General features: G+C 70.0%; 18 protein-coding genes and 6 pseudogenes. 13 read left to right on the top strand and 11 right to left on the bottom strand.

Annotation, left to right across the window (positions count from 1 at the left end; translation table 11 throughout):
• Positions 1-138 precede the first annotated feature (138 nt).
• Both Q4V64_RS53350 and Q4V64_RS53345 read right to left on the bottom strand, forming a co-directional pair.
• Complete coding sequence (locus Q4V64_RS53350; protein ID WP_253266591.1) at positions 139-480, bottom strand: glycoside hydrolase family 3 N-terminal domain-containing protein; 342 nt, start codon at positions 478-480, stop codon at positions 139-141.
• A 43-nt stretch (positions 481-523) separates the two neighbouring features.
• Positions 524-1,113: pseudogene (locus Q4V64_RS53345) on the bottom strand (glycoside hydrolase family 3 N-terminal domain-containing protein).
• A 260-nt stretch (positions 1,114-1,373) separates the two neighbouring features.
• On the opposite strand from Q4V64_RS53345, the gene Q4V64_RS53340 reads away from it, so the two are divergent.
• From Q4V64_RS53340 to Q4V64_RS53320, 4 genes and pseudogenes are all read left to right on the top strand, one after another.
• A complete protein-coding gene (locus tag Q4V64_RS53340) occupies positions 1,374-1,976 on the top strand; it encodes a TetR/AcrR family transcriptional regulator (RefSeq protein WP_124436406.1) in 603 nt (200 codons plus the stop codon).
• Positions 1,977-2,899: 923 nt separating this feature from the next.
• Positions 2,900-3,498, top strand: a pseudogene (locus Q4V64_RS53335) (MBL fold metallo-hydrolase).
• A 67-nt stretch (positions 3,499-3,565) separates the two neighbouring features.
• Positions 3,566-4,423, top strand: coding sequence for a hypothetical protein (locus Q4V64_RS53325; RefSeq protein WP_216377497.1), 858 nt, complete (start codon positions 3,566-3,568; stop codon positions 4,421-4,423).
• Positions 4,424-4,623: 200 nt separating this feature from the next.
• On the top strand, positions 4,624-4,902 hold the full coding sequence (locus Q4V64_RS53320; protein WP_124436407.1) for a hypothetical protein: 279 nt from the start codon (positions 4,624-4,626) through the stop codon (positions 4,900-4,902).
• Between the two features lie 118 nt (positions 4,903-5,020).
• Here Q4V64_RS53320 and Q4V64_RS53315 read toward each other — a convergent pair whose 3' ends face one another.
• The 4 genes and pseudogenes from Q4V64_RS53315 to Q4V64_RS53300 form a co-directional block, all read right to left on the bottom strand.
• On the bottom strand, positions 5,021-5,362 hold the full coding sequence (locus tag Q4V64_RS53315) for a hypothetical protein (RefSeq protein WP_124436408.1): 342 nt from the start codon (positions 5,360-5,362) through the stop codon (positions 5,021-5,023).
• Positions 5,363-5,520: 158 nt separating this feature from the next.
• Complete coding sequence (locus tag Q4V64_RS53310; RefSeq protein ID WP_124436409.1) at positions 5,521-6,054, bottom strand: GNAT family N-acetyltransferase; 534 nt, start codon at positions 6,052-6,054, stop codon at positions 5,521-5,523.
• Positions 6,055-6,076: 22 nt separating this feature from the next.
• A pseudogene (locus tag Q4V64_RS53305) lies at positions 6,077-6,720 on the bottom strand (ATP-binding protein); the annotation flags it as partial.
• 177 nt (positions 6,721-6,897) lie between these two features.
• Positions 6,898-7,177 (bottom strand): annotated as a pseudogene (locus Q4V64_RS53300) (response regulator transcription factor); the annotation flags it as partial.
• 87 nt (positions 7,178-7,264) lie between these two features.
• Here Q4V64_RS53300 and Q4V64_RS53295 point away from each other — a divergent pair.
• The 3 genes and pseudogenes from Q4V64_RS53295 to Q4V64_RS53285 all read left to right on the top strand — a co-directional run.
• Complete coding sequence (locus Q4V64_RS53295; RefSeq protein ID WP_172628910.1) at positions 7,265-7,960, top strand: M15 family metallopeptidase; 696 nt, start codon at positions 7,265-7,267, stop codon at positions 7,958-7,960.
• Between the two features lie 23 nt (positions 7,961-7,983).
• Positions 7,984-9,060 (top strand): endonuclease/exonuclease/phosphatase family protein, encoded by a 1,077-nt coding sequence (locus tag Q4V64_RS53290; protein WP_303715284.1) that lies wholly within the window; start codon positions 7,984-7,986, stop codon positions 9,058-9,060.
• 164 nt (positions 9,061-9,224) lie between these two features.
• Positions 9,225-9,410: pseudogene (locus tag Q4V64_RS53285) on the top strand (dehydrogenase); the annotation flags it as partial.
• A gap of 142 nt (positions 9,411-9,552) precedes the next feature.
• Here Q4V64_RS53285 and Q4V64_RS53280 read toward each other — a convergent pair.
• A complete protein-coding gene (locus tag Q4V64_RS53280; protein ID WP_253266599.1) occupies positions 9,553-9,819 on the bottom strand; it encodes a hypothetical protein in 267 nt (88 codons plus the stop codon).
• A 417-nt stretch (positions 9,820-10,236) separates the two neighbouring features.
• Here Q4V64_RS53280 and Q4V64_RS53275 point away from each other — a divergent pair, with 417 nt between their 5' ends.
• Both Q4V64_RS53275 and Q4V64_RS53270 read left to right on the top strand, forming a co-directional pair.
• On the top strand, positions 10,237-10,911 hold the full coding sequence (locus Q4V64_RS53275) for a DUF4956 domain-containing protein (RefSeq protein ID WP_124436451.1): 675 nt from the start codon (positions 10,237-10,239) through the stop codon (positions 10,909-10,911).
• Between the two features lie 59 nt (positions 10,912-10,970).
• Positions 10,971-11,714, top strand: a complete 744-nt coding sequence (locus Q4V64_RS53270) for a VTC domain-containing protein (RefSeq protein ID WP_124436469.1) — start codon at positions 10,971-10,973, stop codon at positions 11,712-11,714.
• A 68-nt stretch (positions 11,715-11,782) separates the two neighbouring features.
• Here the strand turns inward: Q4V64_RS53270 and Q4V64_RS53265 are convergent, their stop codons facing one another.
• Positions 11,783-12,700, bottom strand: a complete 918-nt coding sequence (locus Q4V64_RS53265; protein WP_216377501.1) for a HAMP domain-containing sensor histidine kinase — start codon at positions 12,698-12,700, stop codon at positions 11,783-11,785.
• Positions 12,701-13,057: 357 nt separating this feature from the next.
• Positions 13,058-13,741: pseudogene (locus Q4V64_RS53260) on the bottom strand (response regulator transcription factor).
• A gap of 198 nt (positions 13,742-13,939) precedes the next feature.
• Between Q4V64_RS53260 and Q4V64_RS53255 the strand changes: the two are divergent.
• Positions 13,940-14,455, top strand: a complete 516-nt coding sequence (locus tag Q4V64_RS53255; protein WP_124436452.1) for a hypothetical protein — start codon at positions 13,940-13,942, stop codon at positions 14,453-14,455.
• Between the two features lie 211 nt (positions 14,456-14,666).
• Complete coding sequence (locus Q4V64_RS53250) at positions 14,667-15,017, top strand: hypothetical protein (RefSeq protein WP_124436453.1); 351 nt, start codon at positions 14,667-14,669, stop codon at positions 15,015-15,017.
• Between the two features lie 512 nt (positions 15,018-15,529).
• Here Q4V64_RS53250 and Q4V64_RS53245 read toward each other — a convergent pair.
• The gene (locus Q4V64_RS53245) at positions 15,530-17,230 is read right to left on the bottom strand and encodes a VanW family protein (RefSeq protein ID WP_124436454.1); all 1,701 of its coding nucleotides are present in this window, start codon (positions 17,228-17,230) and stop codon (positions 15,530-15,532) included.
• 218 nt (positions 17,231-17,448) lie between these two features.
• Here Q4V64_RS53245 and Q4V64_RS53240 point away from each other — a divergent pair, with 218 nt between their 5' ends.
• Positions 17,449-17,637 carry a hypothetical protein gene (locus Q4V64_RS53240; RefSeq protein ID WP_124436455.1) on the top strand — a complete coding sequence of 63 codons (189 nt, stop codon included), beginning with the start codon at positions 17,449-17,451 and terminating at the stop codon, positions 17,635-17,637.
• Between the two features lie 138 nt (positions 17,638-17,775).
• Positions 17,776-18,819: an alpha/beta fold hydrolase gene (locus Q4V64_RS53235; protein ID WP_124436456.1), complete on the top strand. Its 1,044-nt coding sequence runs from the start codon at positions 17,776-17,778 to the stop codon at positions 18,817-18,819.
• Between the two features lie 102 nt (positions 18,820-18,921).
• Here the strand turns inward: Q4V64_RS53235 and Q4V64_RS53230 are convergent, their stop codons facing one another.
• On the bottom strand, positions 18,922-19,974 hold the full coding sequence (locus Q4V64_RS53230) for a hypothetical protein (protein ID WP_124436457.1): 1,053 nt from the start codon (positions 19,972-19,974) through the stop codon (positions 18,922-18,924).
• Between the last annotated feature and the right edge of the window lie 181 nt (positions 19,975-20,155).

Below are 20,155 nucleotides of genomic sequence, written 5' to 3'. Positions count from 1 at the left end.
CGGCGTGTGCGAGCAGCGGCTTGCTCACGCCGGACAGCCGACCGCATCCGCAAGCGCGCCGTGCCGAGGACGATGGCTCGGCACTGCACGGTGTTCAAGCGGTCAGGTCATGGGGCGTGGAAAGCCGCACAGTGTCGATCACGAGTCCTCTCCGTCGGCAACGGCGTTCGCGGGGGCGGCTCGAGCCTGGTCGACGAGCTCCTCGTCCAGCCGCCCGGCCTCCACCTCGGGCACGATGTGGTCGTAGATCTTGCCGCTGGGCAGGTCGACGTCCATTCCGGCGGTCAGCGCCTCGACCGCTGCCCGTCCGGGGGTGGTGGCGGTGTGGAAGACCTCGGTCAGCATCGGGAGTGCGTCGTAATCGCTGACCACCAGCCCGTCGAAGCCGAGCTCGCCGCGCAGCAGTTCGGTGAGCAGCCAGCGGCTGGCCACCGCCGGGATGCCGTCGATCTCGTTGTAGGAGTTCATGATCGTGCCCAGCCCGGCCTTGCTGATCGCCCGGCGGAACGGGACAGCGTACTCGTCAGGCAGCGCCCGACCGGCCGAGCTGGGTGACGGCCTTGTTCAGCCCCTTCCGAGGCGCCATTGCCGCCGAGTGATTCGCCGTGGCCAGCACACCCGTCGCGCCGTTCTCGCCCTGCGTGCCGTGCACGAACGCGACCGCGAACTGCGCCGCCGGCTCTTGGTCCTCGCCGTAGGACTCGTGCACCCGGCCCCAGCGCGGGTCCGTGCGAGGTCCATGAGCGGTGAGAGGGCGAGTTGCATTCCGGCGTCGCGCATGTGGGCCGCGCTCACCGCGGCGGCGCGTCGCACGAGGTCCGGCTGCCATGTCGCGGCCTTAGCCCAGGCCGTCGGGAACTGCGAACCGGAAACGTGCATGAAGCCGTTGACCGCATCGTTGTGGACCATCGCGCCGCTCCCGTACGGGGACACCTCGCGCACGGCCTCCTGCACCCCGGCCAGCACCGACCGCGAACTGTCCGCGTCGTGGCCGAGGAACCAAGCCATCGCGAGGTGGCCGAGACCGTGCGGTCGCAGCGCCGCCAGCTTCCCCGGATCGACCACCGGGCTCCGCGCGTCGCTCGGGTGCGCGGCACGGTCCAACAGGTTCATGACATTCATACAGGTCAGCTGTGCGACCTTCTGCTCGAGCGACAGCCGGGACGCCAGCTTCCCGATCTTGTCGTCGCTGAACGAGGTGGGCGGTGCCGCGAACACGGGAAGGCGCAGCCGGCTCTCGCAACCAGAGCGCCACCGTTCACTCAGCCCCGAGGCGGGGACGAACTAATCCCAACCGTGTGGTAGGTTTTTTGAGGGTCAATTGCTGCGCAAGACCTGTCCGAACTGGCTTCATTGGGAAGAGTGAGCGCACCGTGGGTCAGGCAACAGCGCGCGGGCCGTACGCCAAAACAGCGGCCCGCCGAGCGGAGATCGTACGGGCGGCACGCGACAGCTTCGCCGACAACGGCTACGCCAAGGCCTCCCTGCGGGACATCGCGGAGCGGGCCGGCATCACCCACGCCGGACTCCTCCATCACTTCCGCAACAAGGAGGAGCTCCTTGCCGCGGTGCTCGCCGAGCGAGATTCCGAGGAGTGGCAGCACGGCGCAGCGCAGGTCGACAGCTTCGACCAGCTCGCGCCCTACCTTGGTGAGCTCATCCGTCACCACCAGAAGGCCCCGGAGCTCATACGCCTGTGGATCGAGCTCGCCGCCGCGGCCTCACGCACGGATCATCCCGCCCACACCTACTTCGTCGAGCGCAACGAACGCGGGCGCACGCAGTTCGCCGAAGGATTCCTCGACAAGGCGGCCCGCGGCCGGTTGCGCGAGGGCGTCAGCCCCGAGAGCGCCGCGGCTCTCTTCCATGCCGTGCTCAACGGCCTCCAGCTGCAGTGGGTCCTCGACCAGGACCTCGACATCATCGGTCCGGTCAACGACTTCCTACGCCTGCTTCTCGACCAGGACGACCGGTGAGCGGAGCATCACCAGATGGACCACTCCATGCCTAACGAGGTCGGGGAGACGTAGTAGCCGTCGGCCAGGGCCGGGGCGCCTGACAGCGGTGGACGGATGTGGGTGTCCGGGTCGGCGCCGTTGCCGACGCGCAGTCGACGTACGGCTTCGGCTTAGCCTTGATCCACCGACGGGGTTTCGAAGTGGCCTCCGAGGCCCTGTGGGTCGGGTCCGCCTGGAACAGGGGGTCGCCTGCGCGGTCGATGTTGAAGTCGCCGAGCGCGATCAGATCGTGGTGCCCGCCGAACTCCCGTTCCGCCCGCCCCGCCAGCCACGTCGCGATCGCCCGCACCTCCGGCACCCGGTCGGGGGCGCCTCCCCGTACAGGACATGGAGAGTGACCACGTCCGTACCTTCCACGGCCCTCCACGAGATGACTTCCATCCAGGCCCGCTGCCGCTGCCACCCGGACCCGGCACCTGGGCAAGCCCGGGCGAGCAGTCGGGCGTCAGCCCGCCTCCTTGCGCACCCACATGATGCGGTCGCGCCGACAGGGATCACGTGACGTCAGCCGTTCCCGACACGCGAGTTCAAGCTGAGTGACACATGGGCTGATGGGGTGTCAGAGGCCCGTTAATCGTCACCTGGTTGATCCGAACTGGCGGTGGCGACGAGGCGATGTCGCTGACCACGTTCTCCGATTGGGGATCTGCCACCTTCCCGAAGATTGTTCGATATGTCCATGATCCGACGCTAGGGGCGGGCAGCTTCTTACCAGAACTCCCGGGTGCACATGGGGAATTGACGGGATGTCGACTCCGCCGGAGCGCACGGGACATCTGGTTGTCGCTGCTCGCCCAGGAACACCCCACGGCGCGGCCGGCCGGCATTTTCCGGCCACTCGCCGAAGGAATCAACAAAGCCTCCGAACTACGCTCACGCGGGTGCGAATTACCAAGTACACCCATTCCTGTGTCCGGTTGGAGCACGACGGCGGCGGCACTCTGGTCATCGATCCCGGCGTCTGGAGCGAGCCCGAGGCACTCGTCGGCGCGGACGCGGTCCTGGTGACCCACGAGCACGACGATCACGTCGACCTGTTGCGGCTGAAGGGGCTGGGCGTGCCCATCTACGCTCCCGAGTCGGCGCGGCTCCCTGGCCTGGACTTCACCGGCGTCGTCACCGGCGAGGAGTTCACCGCTGTCGGTTTCCGGGTGACCGCCCAGGGTGGGCGGCACGCGCGCATCTACGGCGACCTCCCGGACTGCGCCACCTCGGCTACCTCGTCGAGGACCGCGTGTACCACCCCGGGGACTCCCTGCACCGTCCCGACCGACCGGTGGAGACCCTGCTGGTCCCACTGCAGGGGTCATGGATGAAGACGGACGAGGCCATCGACTTCGTCCGCGCCATCGAGCCGGAACACGCCTACGGCATCCACGACGGGCAGGTCAACGAGCGGGGCCTGGCCAGCCTCAACGGCTGGCTCGCCGCCGAGTGCGGCGGCTGCTACCGCTGGCTCCCGCCGGGGTCGTCCGCCTGATGACCGAGCCGTCCGCCCCGTCCTGTTCACCGTCACCGGTCTGCGGGGACCGGGACGCCAGAGCACCATGGTCCGGCCCCGCGGTCACGGGCACCTGGCCGCCGACATGGCGGCCCTGCGTGGCGCCGGCGCCGACATCGTCGTCTGCGCCCTCCCCGACGCCGAGCGCGCCGAACTGGGGCTCGCCGACGAGCCCCGCCTCGCCGAGGCCGCCGGGCTGCGGTTCGTCGCCCTGCCCATCCCCGACTTCACGGTCCCGTCGATCCCCGTTGTGCTGGCGGCGCTGCGGGGGCTCGCGGCGGAGCTGTGGACTGGCGCCCATGTCGTGGCGCACTGCCGCTGCGCCATCGGAAGGCCCTCCCTGATCGCGGTCTCCCTGATGATCCTCGAGGGCATCGCGCCGGATGCCGCCTGGGCGGCCATGGAGCGGGCCCGGGCGACGAGGTGCCTGACACCGAGGAGCAGCACGCGAGGACGCTGGAGTTCTTCCGCCTCGTCCCTCCGGCGGACAGCACCCCGGCCGGGACCGCGCGGCCGGGCCGCTGGAACGTCCATCCCCGGCGGACCCTCAGCCTCCGTCGGCCCGGTGGTTGCGGACCTCGTGACCGCCGTCGGCCGGGGCGCCCCGGGGGTGTCCCGACGGTACCGGCGCCGCGCCCGCCGGTTCGGGCCGCCACGGGCGGCTGGGCACCGTCCTGCCGCGCGGTGCTCGGTGGCGCGGAGCGGCCGCCCGCAGGGGCGAAGCCTAGGGCGGCAAGCAGCGGAGTCGTCAGAGCCGTGGGGAGCCAGACCGACGACATCGGCAGCAGTTCCCAACCCCGATGGCCGCGGTCAGCGAAGTGGCCGCGATGACCGCCGCGACGATCAGGACGGCGACCGCGGTGGAGCCGGCGTCACGGGTGCTGTTCCCCGGCCACCTGGCTGAGCGCGCCGTGCGCCACTGCCAGTCCTCGACTGGCCGGGGAACCACTGGAAGGCAGCGCGGGCGGGCCTGGCGCCGGAGGACGATGGCGCGTCGGCGCTGCGGCTCATCGGGGAGTCCGTGTTGAACGAGGAAGGCCCGTTGTCCGGCCGGTCCACCTGCCGGCCGACTTCGACCACTCGGCCTCGGCGTACGCCGATCAGGTGCGCCACATCATCGAGAACACCGAGGGATGGAACTGCTCGCAGGGCGCGGTCGTGCTGTGGCCGATCACAGGCGAGCCCGAGCCGAGTACGCCAGTCCTGGAGGAGTCCGTCCTGCCGATCGCCGACGGCGGCGACGACAACCGCGCCTTCGGCGACGCCCTGGGAATCTGGTTCGCGACTCGTAGTGTGACTTTGACCTGCGGCAACAACATCGCTTCAGACGCCCAGGGAGTTGGTTTCCCATCCGATTGTGGTTCGGCGGCGGTGGATTTCTGAATCTGGTTGTCACCGCGCTTCCGTGACGACTGCGGCTGGAGGAGGATACGGGCCCTGAGTGACTTCCAGAGCACCCCAGCTCGGGTTGGCCGGGCGCGACACTGCTGATCCGGTGTTCTCAAAGATTCCAGTAGTCGCGATGGTCCTCGTCGCGCCAGCGGTCGTAGTCGGTGAAGGGGGTGGGTAGCCCCGCTGCGACCCAGGCGAGGCGAAGGATCCCGTATGCCACCGAAACAGCCAGGCCCACGAACAGGCTCTGCCGCTCCACCATCCCGAGTCCGAAGCGGGCAGTGGCGAACCCGGCGGCGAGCAGGATGCCGGCTCCACCGACCGCCAGCAGGAAGTCGGCGGCACGGACCACGTACGACTCCATCGACCAGTGCAGCAACTTGAGGTAGCCGATGATGGCCACGCTCCCGATCGCCAGGCCGCCGATGAGAACAAGAAGATGCCGCTCCACACCACCGGAGAGTAGGGACCTGGCTCGGGACCGGTCCCGAGTCCCCGCCGCGGTCGCCCCGGCGGGGCGGGGTTGGCCGAACGGTGTGAGGGGCACCGCAGTCGAGGACGTCGGGCAGCGGTCGGCTACCTCATGCTGACCTGACGGCTGCTCCGAACTCACGCATGAAACTCGGTGAGATCGATGGCATGAACGCGCAGCGGAAACCCGTGCACCGGGTGTGCCGTCTCGCGTTCCGGCTCCATGCCGAGCTTGCGGACGACGTTCTCCGAGGCGTCATTACCCACCCGGTTGACGCTGATGACCCGGTCGAGACCACGGTCCTGGAGCGCGAACTCCAGCGTGGCATGGGCAGCTTCCGACGCGTATCCCTGGCCCCAGAACTGTGAGCCGAGCCGCCAGCTGATCGCCACGGCGGGCAGCACCTCCGGCAGGAAATCGGGCACGGACAGACCCGCGAAACCGGCCACTTCGCCCGAGGCCAGCAACTCGACGGCGAAGAGGCCGAAGCCCTCCTCGTCCCATTCCTCTTCCCACCGCTCGATGGCCTCCGCCGTGTCGTCCAGGTCGCGGACCGAGCCATCGTCGATCCAGTGCATGACCTGGGGGTCCGCATTGATGTCCGCCATAGGCGCGAGGTCGTCGTCATACCAGCGACGAAGGATGAGGCGGGGGGTGCGAATCTCGGTCATGGCGCCCATCCTGCCTGACAGGTTAAGTGGCGGACGACCAGCCGCGGGACGTGGATCTTCGAGTGAGGAGCCTGATCAGTGGCAGCCAAGGGGCGAGGCTCCTGGCCCGCGAGGACTGACTCAGCGGAGCCGGGGCGCGTCTGGGTGTGAGGTGAGCCACTGCTGAAGCGCAGCGTGACGGAAGTTCCACAGTGACGCGGATCCCACCGGCAGAGCGCGGGGTGAGGGTGAGCGTTCCGTCGTGGGCGTGGGTGATGGTCTTGACGATTGCCAGGCCGAGGCCGACCCCTGCGTGGTCGGCGTGTATGCGCTCGGTGCCGCGCTGGAATGGTTCGGTGAGTGTCGAGGCCAGCTCTGGAGTGAGTTTCTCACCGGTGTTCTCGACAGTGAGCACCACAGTCTTGGGGCGGAGGCTGGTATTGACACACACGGTGCCCTGTTCAGGCAGCTTGTGGACGATCGCGTTGTGCGCGAGGGTTCGTGGTCAGCTGCAGCAGGAGCTTGCGGCCCACTAGCTGGATCCGGTGGGAGAGTGATCCGTTCGTGGCCATGCGTGTGGCGTGGGTGATGCGGGTCAGGGGCGAGCATACGGCCGGCGAGGACCCAGCCTCCCAGGAGACCGAACACCAGCAGGAACGCCATGGCTACGGCTGCCCCCGACGCGAAGTTGAGCGCGAGCTCGGAGCGGACCTGCAATCCGCCGATGCCGCCTTTCACCTCGGGCAAGTCCCTCAGCAGGAAAACCCACACCGCCGCTTGATGCGAACGCTCAGCACAGGCGCCCTATCCACCGTCTCCTCCCCCGTCCCCGCCTCCGGTTGTGTGTCGATGCGGTAGCCGATCTTCGGCGGCGACGAGGACTTCGAGCACGGCGAACTGCTTCCTGGTCAGCGCCACGTAGCGGCCGTCCTGGTAGACCTCTCCGCGGAACCGGTCCAGCCGAAGACCTGCGATCTTCCGAACCCGGAGGCCTTGTCGTCGAGACGGTCGGCTGCGGTGAGCAGGAGGATCGGCATGCGGGTCGCCGTCACCCGGCGATGTCCGCCGCGATCGCTTCCAGCCGCAGGCCATCGCGAATGGCTTCTGCCAGATACGGTTCGTCCTCGACGATCAACACGCGCATGCTGCTGATGCTACGAGCCGGTGCATATCGTCGACGTATCGAAAACCACATACGTGCCGACAACACCGCGCTGCCTTGACTGGCAGCATGGCTCGAACCCCACCATCAGCACGACCGACGGCCCGCCGGATTCGCTGGCTCCTTGTCGTCGGCCTGACAGTCGTCATCGCAGCGATCACCGCAGCCATTGGCTACCAGTCGCAGAATTCCTCGGACTCCTCAGACTCCTCGGCCGCATCGCCAGTAAAGCCCTCCTCGGCCGCACCGCCCGCGAAGTCCCCCTCGGCCCCGTCACCGAACGGTCATCGCAGTGAGCACCGTGGTGTGCCTGGCGAGGCTGTCGGTGCCGTTCCCGACGGCGTGACTGTCTTCGGCGACGAGATTCCGGCTGTGGCCAATCTCGATCCAGATCTGCTCAGGGCCCTCCGCCAGGCTGCAACGGATGCCGCGGAGGACGGAGTCGAGTTCTACGTCAACAGCGGCTGGCGTTCCCCGGAGGACCAGAATCAGCTTCTTCGCGAGGCGGTCTCCACGTACGGGTCTGAAGACGAGGCCGCCCGATGGGTGGCCACCGCGGCGACCTCGCCTCACGTGTCGGGGGACGCGGTCGACATCGGGCGCTCCGATGCGACGGAGTGGCTGTCCAAGCATGGTGCCGAGTACGGGATGTGCCAGATCTACAGGAACGAACCCTGGCACTACGAACTGCGCACCACTGCGATCGATCGTGGTTGCCCGCGTATGTATGCCGACCCCACCCAGGACCCGAGGACGCAGCAGTGACCGGCAGTGAGCAAGGACAGACGATGACGCAGGTGGACACGGCGGAAACCGGGCAGGCCAGCCTCCGCCGGGACACCGGCTCCGGTACCTGGCGCCCGGGCATCCGGCGGGCGATCCGCATCGGCTTCCGGCCGGAGCCGTGGAAGCGCGGCCTGGTGCTCGCGGCGCTGGCGGTGCTGCTGGGCCTGTTCATGCTGCTGCACGCGAAGATCCCGAACCGGATCGGGAACCTCGGCAGCCTGGCGGAGACCGTCCTGCCGTGGCTCGGCCTGTTCATCCCGGTGCTGCTGGCCGGGGCGCTGTGGCGCCGCTCCGCCTCCGCGGTGGTCGCGCTGCTGCTGCCGGTCCTGGTGTGGCTGAACCTCTTCGGCGGGCTGCTCCGTGACAAGTCCCACCCGGGCGGCGACCTCACCGTGGCCAGCCACAACGTCGGTGCCGGCAACCCCGACCCGGTCGGCACCGCCCGCGACCTGGCCGCCTCCGGCGCGGACGTGCTGGCCCTGGAGGAGATCACCCCGCAGGCGAAGCCGCTGTACGAGGAGGGTCTGGCGAAGGCGTACCCGTACCACACGGTGAAGGGCACGGTCGGGCTGTGGAGCAAGCTGCCGCTGTCGGACACCCAGCCGGTCGACATCAAGCAGGACGTCGGGCCGCTGGGGGACACCAAGCCGGTCGACATCAAGATGGCCTACAACCGGGCGCTGCGCACCACGGCGGCCACGGATCAGGGTCCGCTGGCGGTGTATGTGGCCCACCTGGGGTCCGCACGGGTGAATGCCAGGGCGGGCTTTTGGACAGACTCGCGGGACAGAAACGCGCAGGCGCTCGGCAAGGCCATCGCCGCCGAGCAGAACGAGCGGGTGGTGCTGCTCGGCGACCTGAACGGCACCATGGACGACCGCGCGTTCGCCGACATCACCTCGCAGCTGCGCTCGGCCCAGGACGCGGCCGGGGATGGCTTCGGCTTCACCTGGCCGGCAAAGTTCCCGGTGGTGCGGATCGACCAGATCCTGGTTCGCGGCGTGAAGCCGGAGAGCTCGTGGTCACTGCCGGCCACCGGCAGCGACCACCTGCCGGTGGCAGCCGAAATCAGCTGGTGAACACGAGGACAGTGGGCCCTCACCCCGCTGTTCCGGACGCGCCCCACGGCCTACGGCGACAGCCGCCTCAACATGGGCAGCCGGCTCAAGCCCACCGCACCGGAACCGGAACCGGAACGGGAACGGGAACGGGACCTGCCCCGGCCTAGCGCACGGTTTGCGGCATGGGGGCCGTGCCCGGGTTGGGCGCCCTCGGGCACCGCGTGAGAGTGGGAGCCCGCGACGCGGCCCGGCGCGAGGCCGCCGTTGAGAACCTGCGCACCGCCGGGGTGGACGCGTTCAGGGTGCCGCTGGACGTGACCGCCCACCAGAGCGTCACCGATGCCGCGGAACTGATCGAAGGGCAGGCCAACGGGTCCGGCCGCTCGGTGCGGATGCGGCCACCTTCGCAGGGGGCGGTGATCTCGCGCGTTCGCCGGGTTCTGCCTCGATCACATCGCTGCTGTCCAGGAGTCCCGACTGGGACCCGGTGAACTCGGCCCGAGCCGTACGTCACCCGGCGGGTTTGATACGGAGGACGGCGGCGGTGTCGAGGATCTCGACGACCTCCAGGCTCATGGCGTCGTTGATGGTCGCGGCGGTTCCCTTGCCGCAGCTCAGCCCGACGCCGCCACCGCCTGCCGACGACACGCCGCCGCCACCGGAACAGCCCGAAACGCTGTAGCCCGACCCTGTCAGCGGCGCGACCATCTCGACCCTGCTGCCGGTGATCGCCGTCACCTCGATCGGCCCGAGGCCGTACGTTTCCGGCACTGTCACGACGTCCCCCACGGCGACCTCGATCTCGCACGTCCCGTCAGCGCACGGACCGGTCGGCGAGGGCGACGGCGTGGCCGTCTTCGTGGGGCTCGGCGTGGGGTCGGACGCCGGTGCCCCGGAACCGGACCCGCTGGCCCGGCCCTTGGCGGGGGACCCGCCGGAAGAATCCGAGGAACACGACGTGAGAGCGGCGAACACGACAGCGACAACAACGGCGACGACTGCGGTGGATGAGGTTCTACGCATCATGGTCGCCCATGGAACCTCGCCCCGACCGGGACCCCTCCCGGCCCTCGCCCGGGCAGGCGGTGTCGCAGTTCGTCGAGGGCTTGACCGACCGGCAGGCATCGGGGCGCTGCTGCTGTTTTAACCCCCGGCAGCGGTCCGTTTAACCTCTTGCTCCCTAGCGTCGTGGTCATGGACAGCACAGGAAATCTTGGAGAGATGGCCGCCCACCTCGGGCTCGATCTCGTCACTGTGACACTGCTGACGTGCGGTGTTTTCCACCGCCGGCATCGCAGGCGTGAGCTCGTACCCGCGTATCTCGCGCTGAACGTCGCGCTGTTCGCGGTCGTCGCCGCGCTCGGCCGGGTCGGCGACAACGGCGGGTTGGCGCTGGGCTTCGGGCTGTTCGGAGTCCTGTCGATCGTCCGGTTGCGCTCCGACTCGGTACGGCACCAGGAGGTGGCGTACTACTTCACGACGCTCGTCCTGGGGCTGCTGTGCTGGCTCCCCGGGCTCGGCCTCGGCGTCGCCGCGACACTCGCGGGCGTACTCCTGCTCGTCCTGTACGCGGCCGATCACCCGCGCCTGTACGCGCACGAGCGGCGCACGGTCGTCACGCTCGACGCGGTGTACGAGGACGAGGACGCCCTCCGCGCGGAGTTGCGGCGACGGCTCGGGGAACCGTACGGGTGGACGGTGCGCGAGGTGGACTATGTGCGGGACCTGACCGTGGTGGAGGTGCGGTACCGGGCAGCCGACTATGTGCCGGTGCCGCCTGCAACCCGTCCGCCTGAGGTCTCCCGTACCCCCGCCGCATCCGGCACGCCCGCGCCGCGCACCACGCCGAAGGAGCCCGCCGCGTGGTGAGCGGTACCCCTGCCGAGGCCCTGGGCGCCCTCGAGCGGGCCGCGGTCGCCGCGCACCCGATGTCGCTGGCCGAACTGAACGCCCGTGCCGAGTTGCTGGCCCGCCGTGACAACAGTTACCTCGTGCCCGTCTCCGTCTTCGAGGACTTCGCGGCCCGGCTGACCGATCCGCACCGGCCCGGCGGCCGCCCCGCCTTCCGTGTACTCGCCATCGACGGTCTGCGCTGCTTCCGGTACCGCTCCACCTACTACGACCCCCCGGAGCTGCGCACCTTCCACGACCACCGGCAGGGCCGCCGACGCCGTTTCCGGATCAGGGAGCGGGTGTACGAGGACAGCGGGGAGCGGCAGTTCGAGGCCAAGCTCAAGAGTGGTCGGGGCGAGACGGTGAAGCAACGGCAGCGGATGGCCGGGGGCGACCGTCCGCTGGACGGCGTACGGCTGCGGTTCCTGGCGCGGGTGCTCCGGGAGTCGTACGGCATGCTCGACGTCCCGCACGGTCTCCCGCCCTCACTGCGCACGGACTACCGGCGCGTCACGTTCGTCGCCGACGGACAGCGGGTGACCTGTGACGCGGGTCTGGTCGTGCGGGACGAGGCGACGGGCGGGCGAGCCGTCGCGGACGGTGGTCTCGTGCTCGTCGAGACGAAGACACGGGGGCACCTGACGGAGGCGGACCGGATGCTGCACGGGTACGGGGTGCGGCCGGCCGGGTTCACCAAGTACAGCGCCGGACTGGCGGCCGTACGGCCGGAGTTGGGGGCGAACGCGTGGGCGCGGGTGGTGCGCAGGGTGTTCCCGTAAGCGGTCAGGCGGTGGTCCGACGGCCGTCGGAGCAGGCAGTCAGTCGGCGGCCCTCGGGAACGAGAGCGTCACCTTCGCCCCCGGTGCGCTCTCCGCCGTGAACGTGCCGCCCGGCTCCTCCGCCGTACGGCGCGCGATGTCCAGGCCCAGGCCGGTGGAGCCCGCACCGCTGGTGCCACGGGCGGTCGGGTGGGGGCCGACTCCGCCGTCGGAAAAGCCAAGACCCTCGTCCTCCACCAGGAGCTCGGCGATGTCACCCGCCGTCCGGACCGTGACACGGAAGCCCGTGCCCTGGGGGGGGTGCGATCGAACACGTTGCCGATCAACGCGTCGAGCGCGGCAGCGAGTTCGTCGGGCGGGACGGGAACGCGAAGGGAGCCGGGCGGTGTGTCGACCTCGACGGCCCGGTCCTGATCCTCGGCCAACGGCGTCCAGAACGCGGTCCGACCGCGGGCGACGGCCGAGAGGTCACAGGCGGGCTCGGCCTCCCGTAGAGGGCGACGCGCCCGGCGGATGACCTCGTCGACGCCGTGCTCCAGGGCTGCCACGCCCGTCGTGATCCGTTCGGCCTCTGCGGGATCACGCAAGGTCTCGGCGTCCAGCCTGAGCGCGGCGACGGGGGTACGGAGACGGTGGGCGAGATCGGCGGCGTTCTCGCGCTCGGCGGCGAGGAGTTCGTCGATGCGGGCGGCGAGCCGGTTCAGCTGGTCGCCGATCAGGCGCAGTTCCGGTGGACCGGCCGGTTCCGCGCGGGCCGTCAGGTCGCCCCCCGCCAGCCGGTCCGCCGTCCCGGCCAGCGAGCGTGTCGCACCCACCAGCCGCGCGCCCAATCGGTCGGCGAGCACCAGCCCCAGGAGGACGAGGCCGGTGCCGATCCCGGCCAGCACCAGCCAGGACGCGAGGACGCCGTCGTGCAACTGCTCGGGGCTCAAGGCCACTTGGACCACCGCCGTGCCGTCCGGAGCGCCGTGCACCGGGACCAGCACGACCCGTCCGCCGTCGGACGGCTCGTACGTGAACGCCCGGCCCCGTACGCGCGAGCCGGACCGCGTCCGTGACCGGCGCGGGGGCGCCGGCGACGGTTCCGTCGGCGAGGATCAGCGATGTCCGGGGAAGACCGGCACCATTGGCGCTCCGTACGGTCTGCTCGGCGCCCGCCGCCGCTTGCGCACCGCTCGCCAGTACGGGTCCCACCGCCGACGCCACCCACTGTGCTCTCGCGGTCGCCTCCGCGGTGGCCCGGTCGGCGGCGTGTGTCCGGGTGAGCAGGGTGAGCGGCACCAGCAGGGCGCCCAGGATGAGGGCGGTGGTGGCCCCTGTCAGCAGGAGCAGCCGACGCCGCACTACGGCTCCCCTTCCCCGGCGGTCCCGCCGGTCTGGCCCATCTCGCCGATCCGGCCGTCGGGTTCGGGCGCTACCAGCTTCACCCCCACTGTGCGGACCGTGTGCAGGTAGCGCGGTGCCTGGGCCGTCTCCCCCAGCTTCCGCCGCAGCCACGACAGATGGACGTCGACCGTCTTGTCGGCACCGCCCAGCGGCTGCTGTCAGACCTCGGCGAGCAGCTCGCGGCGGGAGACGACCTGCCCGGCACGGCGGACCAAGTGTGCGAGCAGGTCGAACTCCCGGGGCGTGAGGTCGAGGACCCGGCCGTCGAGGGCGACCTCACGGCCGGCCGGGTCCACGACGAGTCCGCCCACCCGCAGCGGCTCCTCCGGTTCCGCCGTGCCCAGCCGCCGCAGCACCGCCTTGATCCGCGCGTCGAGTTGGGCCGCCCCGAACGGCTTGACGATGTAGTCGTCGGCGCCGCCCTCCAGCAGGGCGACCATCTCCGGCTCCTCGTCCCGCGCGGTCGCCACGATCACCGGTACGTCACTGACCGCCCGCAGCATGCGCAGCACCTGCCCGCCGTCCGTCCGGCAGCGCCAGGTCCAGTACGACCAAATCCGGCGGGCTGGTCATCGCCGCAGGGCACGTACCAGTGCGCCGCGCAGCGCGGGATCGTCCTCCACGACAAGTAGGTGGGCCATGACCGACACGGTAGCCAGACGGTGGTCGTGAAAGGTATTTCAGGTGAATCGACGGGGCCTCGGGCAGGCACCCTTACAGATGTCTTAACCGGCCCTTAGGGAAACGTACGGCAGCATCTTCTCGCGTCCTGCCGCGCAGCGGTGCGGGACAGACCGTACAAGGCCCATACATCGTCCGTCGTCCAGAGAGGTGGTCCCGTGAACTGGCGCAGTGCCCTGGTGACCGCGGCCTGGGTCGCCGTCGGCACCGGCGCGGGCGGACTGGCCGCGTGGCAACTCGCGAGCGCCGACGCGGGCACACCCGAGCACGGCCGCGCGCTGGACGACGTGGCGGTACGGCGGGCGCTGGCGGGGGGCGCGGCCTCGCGTGCCGAGGCGACGACACCGCGCTCTCCGTCCCCTTCGGGCCCGCCCTCCACCCCCACACCGAACCCTCCGTCCGCACCGAGCCCGTCGCCCACCCCCGACCGGGAAGCAGTCCGCTTTACCGGCGGTACCGCCACCGTCGAGTGCCGTCCCGACGGGAGGGTGCACCTCGTCTCCTGGAGCCCGGACGACGGTTACGCATTCGACGAGGATGTGGAACGCAGCCCCGCCCCGGTGGCCCGGCTGGAGGCGGAGCCCAGCGCCGACGACGCGGACGACCTGGCGTACGACATCACCTGCACCCCCGCCGGCGTACGGGCCCAGCGGATGGCCGACGGGGACGACTGACCGTACGGTGCGCGAGCCTCGCTCGCCGTCGCCAAAAGCCGAGGCGGTTCCGCTGTCGCCCGCCCGGCGGCCCCGATGTCGTGGCGGAGCTTGCCCAAGGCCCTTGCCCGACTCGCTGCACAACCGTTCGGGCCCGCCGAACACTGAGCATTTGTTGCGGTGACTTGGGGTATTGGGCAGGACGGATTTTCTCCTGCCCATGGTCATGCTCATGCCGCAGTACGCCATTGAGCTTGAGCTGATGCTGCTCATCGAGGCCGGCAAGCTCGCTGCCGAGTGTGAAGACGACGCGATCCGAACGGCGCTTCCGATCGCGTTTGATGCCCATCTCGCGCGAGGCGAGCATGATCGATACGCTCAGCTGCTCGTGGCCATGACATGCGCCTGCCCATGGTGGCTTCCCCGGAACAACCCGCGGCGAGGCCACGAATCCGGGCTGCGGGCGGGACAACGACCACAACTGCATGGCGTCCGTGACCCAGGGTTGGCCGTCGTCTATTTCGAGCGGTTCAGCAAAGGTTCGGGCGTATCCGAGCCCGAGCTGATCAACGAAAGCGTCTAGTGGGCCAAGGGAGGAAGAGCCAGCGACTGTATGGGCTATCCTCTGCGCTCAACCATCCGCAAGTGTCGGCCCTCAGGGCAGCTCTGTGACAGCGTAGAGCTGGCCATCCAAACCGAAGCTGACAGGCTCAAAACCACCCAGGCGCCCCCGGCGGACCCATACCGGGCGCCGTGGGCCTGACGCAGAGTACGGCAACAAAGCACCAGCCCGACTGGCGGTACCGAGCCACGCCCGGCGGCACCCACGCGTCGGTCGCCAAGGACCAGGGCGTCAACCACGAGACGATCCGCACGTGGGCCGGGATGCCGAGCAGACTGTCGTGCCCAGGGCCCGTGATGCGAGAGCGGTCGAGAAGAGAAGCGGCAGCTGCGCCGCGGGTCACCGCCGACCTGCACGACGCCGGGGTGCGGGTCAATCACAAAGTCGCGACCGAGGAGCGCGGCCACCGGAGCCGTCCGCGGGCGCCGGACTGGACAGCGGTCATCGAGTGGGCCGAGCCCTCGTTCACGGGCTCATTCGCAGGTGATCTCGTCACGCGGGACGTAGCGGGTGCGGAACGGCTCCCGCTTCACTTCCCGGCCGTCGTTGTAGAAGACCCGCTCCACGGCGACGTCGAAGCCCTCGAGAGGAGTCTGCGGCACGCACTCCTTGTCGGTGCTCACCTTCTGCTCCGGCTGTATCACCTTGGTGCGCGGGCCCTTGACCGACTTGATCTCGTCGTACTTCCTGGTGCCGAGGAAGGTGATGGTCACGGAGGTGTCGGTGGACTCGGCCTGGATGTAGATGGCGTTTCCGGAGTCGTTGGTGAACCTGAGATCGAGGCTGCCCCAGGCGACCGTCGCCTCTCGGCCCTCCGGGTAACGCTCGATGTAGAAGGAGTGGGCGCCGTACTCCACGGGCTTCACCCCGGCGAAGAACATCGCGTTGAAGACGGTCGTGGCGACGGCGGAAACGCCTCCTCCGGACGCCTTGGTGAACTGGTCGTTGAGGATGATGATGCCCTCGCCGAAGCCGTTGGCCTCGGTCCGCTCGCCGACGGTCCGGTTGAAGCTCCAGGTCTTGTTCGGCATGACGACGGAGCCGTTGATGAGTTCCACGGCCCGGCCGACGTTCTTCGTACGGTATGCGGCCGGTTCGAAGTTGACGGTGAAGGAGGACATCTTCTCCGTCAGCCCCAGCTGCGCGGCGTTCGCGCGGGTCACCTCCGGCTGGGTCTTGCGCGTGGCCAGTTCGCCGGTGCGGTCGGCGCCCGACTTGGTGAGCAGCGGCAGCACGGCCTTGCTCAGCGCCTTGTCGGTGACTTCCTGGCCGATTCTGCCGTCGGCGGCCACCTCGACCTTGTCACCGTCGAGCCGCAGCCTGGCGTTTTCGGCCCTGCCGACGATGTCGGCCAGGGGGCGGGCCACCGCCTGGGCGGCGAGCAGGCCCTTGCCGTCGAGCCTCGGTATCAGCCTGCCGGTGTCGTCCGGCCGCATCGTGAGGTACTCGCTCACGACGGTCTGGTCGATCGTGAACCGCTTGCCGCCCGTGGTGAGCGTGATGGGCGCCGACACGGCCGGCTGCGCGAACTCGCGCACCGCCCGCCGCACCTCGTCCGCCGTGACCTTCGGCTTGGTCTCGCGGGCGGGCAGGGCCGTGACCGAGTCCGCCTTGCCGCGCAGGAAGGAGGTGCGCAGCGTGTCCACCGCGGCGTCCACGTCCAGCGCATGCCCGCTGCGCGCAGCGACCTGCTCGACCTGCCCGTCGGTGAAGGTGATCGCACCGTCGCGGACCTTTTGATCAAGTGTTTTCGACAGCTTCTCGAGGGCGGCGCGGGTCTTGTCCTCGTCGACGCGTACGACCGGCTCGATGTCACCACCCGAGCGGAAGAGCCCGCCGATCACGCTGAACGGATCGGCTCCGCTGCGCGCCGCCCGGTCGACGGTCTGTCGAGCGTCGAAGGTGAGTCCGGCCCGCCGCGGATCGACCGCGCCCCTGCGGTCGCCGACCTTCACGCGCAGTTCCTGTGAGCCGGACGCGGCGAGGTGCTTCTCCAGCTTCCGGGTGGCCTCGCCAGGGCTCAGGCCCCCGATGTCCACGCCGCGCACCGTCGTACCCGCGTCTATCTCACCGCCCGTGAGCAGCAGACCGGCGAGATACAGACCGCCGACGCCGATGGTCAGCGCACCGCCGACCAGGGCGAGGGGCGGAACGGAGGCAATTCGGGGGCGCATGAGTCTCCTGGACGATCGATAGGACGGGGCACCCGGGGACGCGACCTGTGCGCGGGCAAGCACATCAAGCTAGCCAAACCGGGCGGTAAACGTGTATGTCCCACGTCACGCCAGGCCCTCCGGCCGGTGTCACCCACATGGCGCTGCCGCGAGGCGTCGGCCTTTCTCTGCCGTGATGGTAGGAGAGTGGCCTTTCATTCCTACTGAGGGAGCTGACCATGCACGAAATGTGGTGCGGCGCGGACACCTCGGGGGAACCGATATGGCATGTGCTGACGGCCGACAGGACGCTGACGCTGTGCGGGGTGGAGAAGCGCGAGGAGCCCAGCGGGCGGGCGCCGACCGACAAGCACTGTTTCCCCTGCATGGAGGAGTTCCAAGCCGCTATGGCATCCACCAAGTCCTGAACACAGGAGCGGGACGAACGAGGGTTTCTCTCCCTTGCCTGTCAGGAATGTGAACGATTCCTCGTGTGTTTCCGTAATGAGAGTTACCTGAGCTTCGTCAGTGGTGGAGTGAGTCACGGGCGTGTGAGGTGTTGGGCGATGGCCTGGATATCTGCGCTCGGTTCGGCAGCCGGCCGAGGTGGTGGCCGCGTCGGCCAGGCCGCGGCCGGCCAGTGGGGCCTCCTGCTCGGCGGGCCGCTATTGCGGCGACAGTCCGCAGCGGGATCCGGTAGTGAGCGGGGACACGTCGTTGTCGAGCCGCGGACGGCTTGGTTCGTGCAGGGCCAGGCCGCGGACCTGGGGCCCGTGACAGTGGCGTACGAGCGGCAGGGGGCCGGCGAACCCGTGGTCCTGCTGCACGGGCTCGGCTCTCACCGGCTGACCTGGGACACGGTCATGCCCCTGCTGACCGAACAGCGGGAGATCATCGCGATGGACCTCCCGGGCTTCGGCGAGTCTCCCGACCTGGATCCCGGTATCCCTCGTGACCTGGATACGGCCGTGCTGTGGCTGGGTTCGGTGTTTGCGGCGCTGGGTGTGGAGCGGCCGCACGTGGTGGGTCACTCGCTGGGCGGGCTGATCGCGCTGCGCCTGGGGCAGGCAGGGCTGGCGCGCAGCGTGACGGCGATCGCTCCGGCCGGCTTCTGGACCGGCGCCGAGCGGCGCTACACCTACGCCATGGTGAACGCGGCCCGCCAGGGAGTTCGGCTGCTGCCCGACCCGGCGCTGCAGGCACTGGTGCGCACCGCGCCCGCCCGCGCCGTGCTGACCGGCACCCTGTACGGCCGACCCGAGCTGTGCCCGCCGCATGTGGTGGTCGCGGCGCTGCGGACGCTGCGGGAGTCGGCGGCGTTCAAGGCGACCCTGCGGGCCGGGCGTGCACCAGGTCTGTTCACCGGCGACATCCCCGATGTACCGGTCACGATCGCGTGGGGCACCCGCGACCGCCTTCTGCCGGCACGGCAGGCGGCACGTGTCCGCGCGATGATCCCTGACGCCCGCCTGGTGCCGCTGCCCGACTGCGGTCACGTGCCGATGCTGGACGCTCCCGACCTGGTCGCCCACGCGATCCTCCGTGCCACCGACCCCGCACGGCAGTCGCAGCCGGGACCCAGTGGCACCGATGCGGGTTCCGCGATCTGACAGACGGGCAGCGTTCCGTCGGCGCCCGATCACAGCCGGAGAGTGGTCCGGCCCGGCCCACGCACGTCCCGCCCGTGCGGGAGCCTCCCCGGGCCTGCCTGGCTAGAGGCGTGCCTCGGCGGCGGCGATGACGTCCTGCCGTTGCCGGTGGCGCTGTTCGTACTCGAGCACCTGACGGGCCTCGTTGGACGGAGCGTCCTGCAGGCTCGCGCTGATGTCTTCCGGGTCCATGGCGTCGTAGCCGACCCACGGCTGCTCCTCGCGCAGCTGCTCGATGGCGTCAAGGACTCGCTTCCGGTTCGCGTGCGCGCGCTCGTAGCCCTCGACGACCGTCAGATCCAGCTGGGAGAGCGTGCGCAGTCGCCTCTCGATCTGATCCGTGCTGAGCTGGCTGAAGCCGGGAATCGGCAGGTCCTCCTCGCGCCTGACCGCTCCCAGGATTTCCTCGGCCATGGGACCGGGCTCGGGCGTCGTCCGCACCGCACCCTCGGCCGCACCCCGGGCCCACCGGAAGCCGCGCTCGGCCACGTCCTGTGCCCGGTCGAATACGGTCCGCATGGTCTGGGCGGCTGCCTCGGCCAGGCCTGCGTTGCGACTCTCACCCGGGCCGAAGCCGTTGGTGGATGCCGCCATGGTGCGAGCTTGTTCGGCGAGTCTGTCCTCCAGCGCCCGCAGCAGTTCCTCGTCCTGGCGGCGCAGCGAGCCCAGCAGATCGGCGGTGGACTCGTCGTCCACTTGCTCGGCGAGGACCTCCCCCGCCCGGCACGCCGCCAGGGCTCGCGCCGCGGCCGCGTACTCGTCCTCCGCGTTCCTCAGCAGCCGTCGCGGATCGGCCGGGCCCCCGCCAGGCAGCATTCCCCGGACGGCCACCGACCCGATCGTCAGCGGCAGCATCGCCGTGCGCGCCGCGCCCCGCGAAACGGACTGGGTCACACTGACCGCGGTGCCCATGAGGCCCCGGGGTTGCAGGGCACGCTCCTGGCGCCGAATGCGCTGCAGGCTGATCTGAATCTCGGTGGCCTGGCGTTCGAGCATCTGCCGGTACGGGCCCGGCGGGGTGATCGTCGCATCCGCCCGGAGCCGGTCGAGGACCGCGGCATGAGCCTGGCGCGCATCCTCCAGCACCGGTACGAGTTCCTCCGTCATCACTGCCATGCGAGGCTCCCTGAGCGAAGAATGAAGAATGGGGCGGCGATCCGCCGTACACGGGACACGGCTGCCGTCAGCGACCTCCGTGGGCGGGCAACCGGCACCATCCTGCGGGACCCACGCCAAGATCGCCTGGCGGGGCGGGGCCGGGAATGCCCTGGCCGGCCTCGCCGCACGGTGCGGCTGG

It is taken from the genome of Streptomyces sp. NL15-2K (assembly GCF_030551255.1).
Classification (GTDB): Bacteria; Actinomycetota; Actinomycetes; order Streptomycetales; family Streptomycetaceae; genus Streptomyces.
This window is presented reverse-complemented; position numbering and strand designations above follow the sequence as displayed.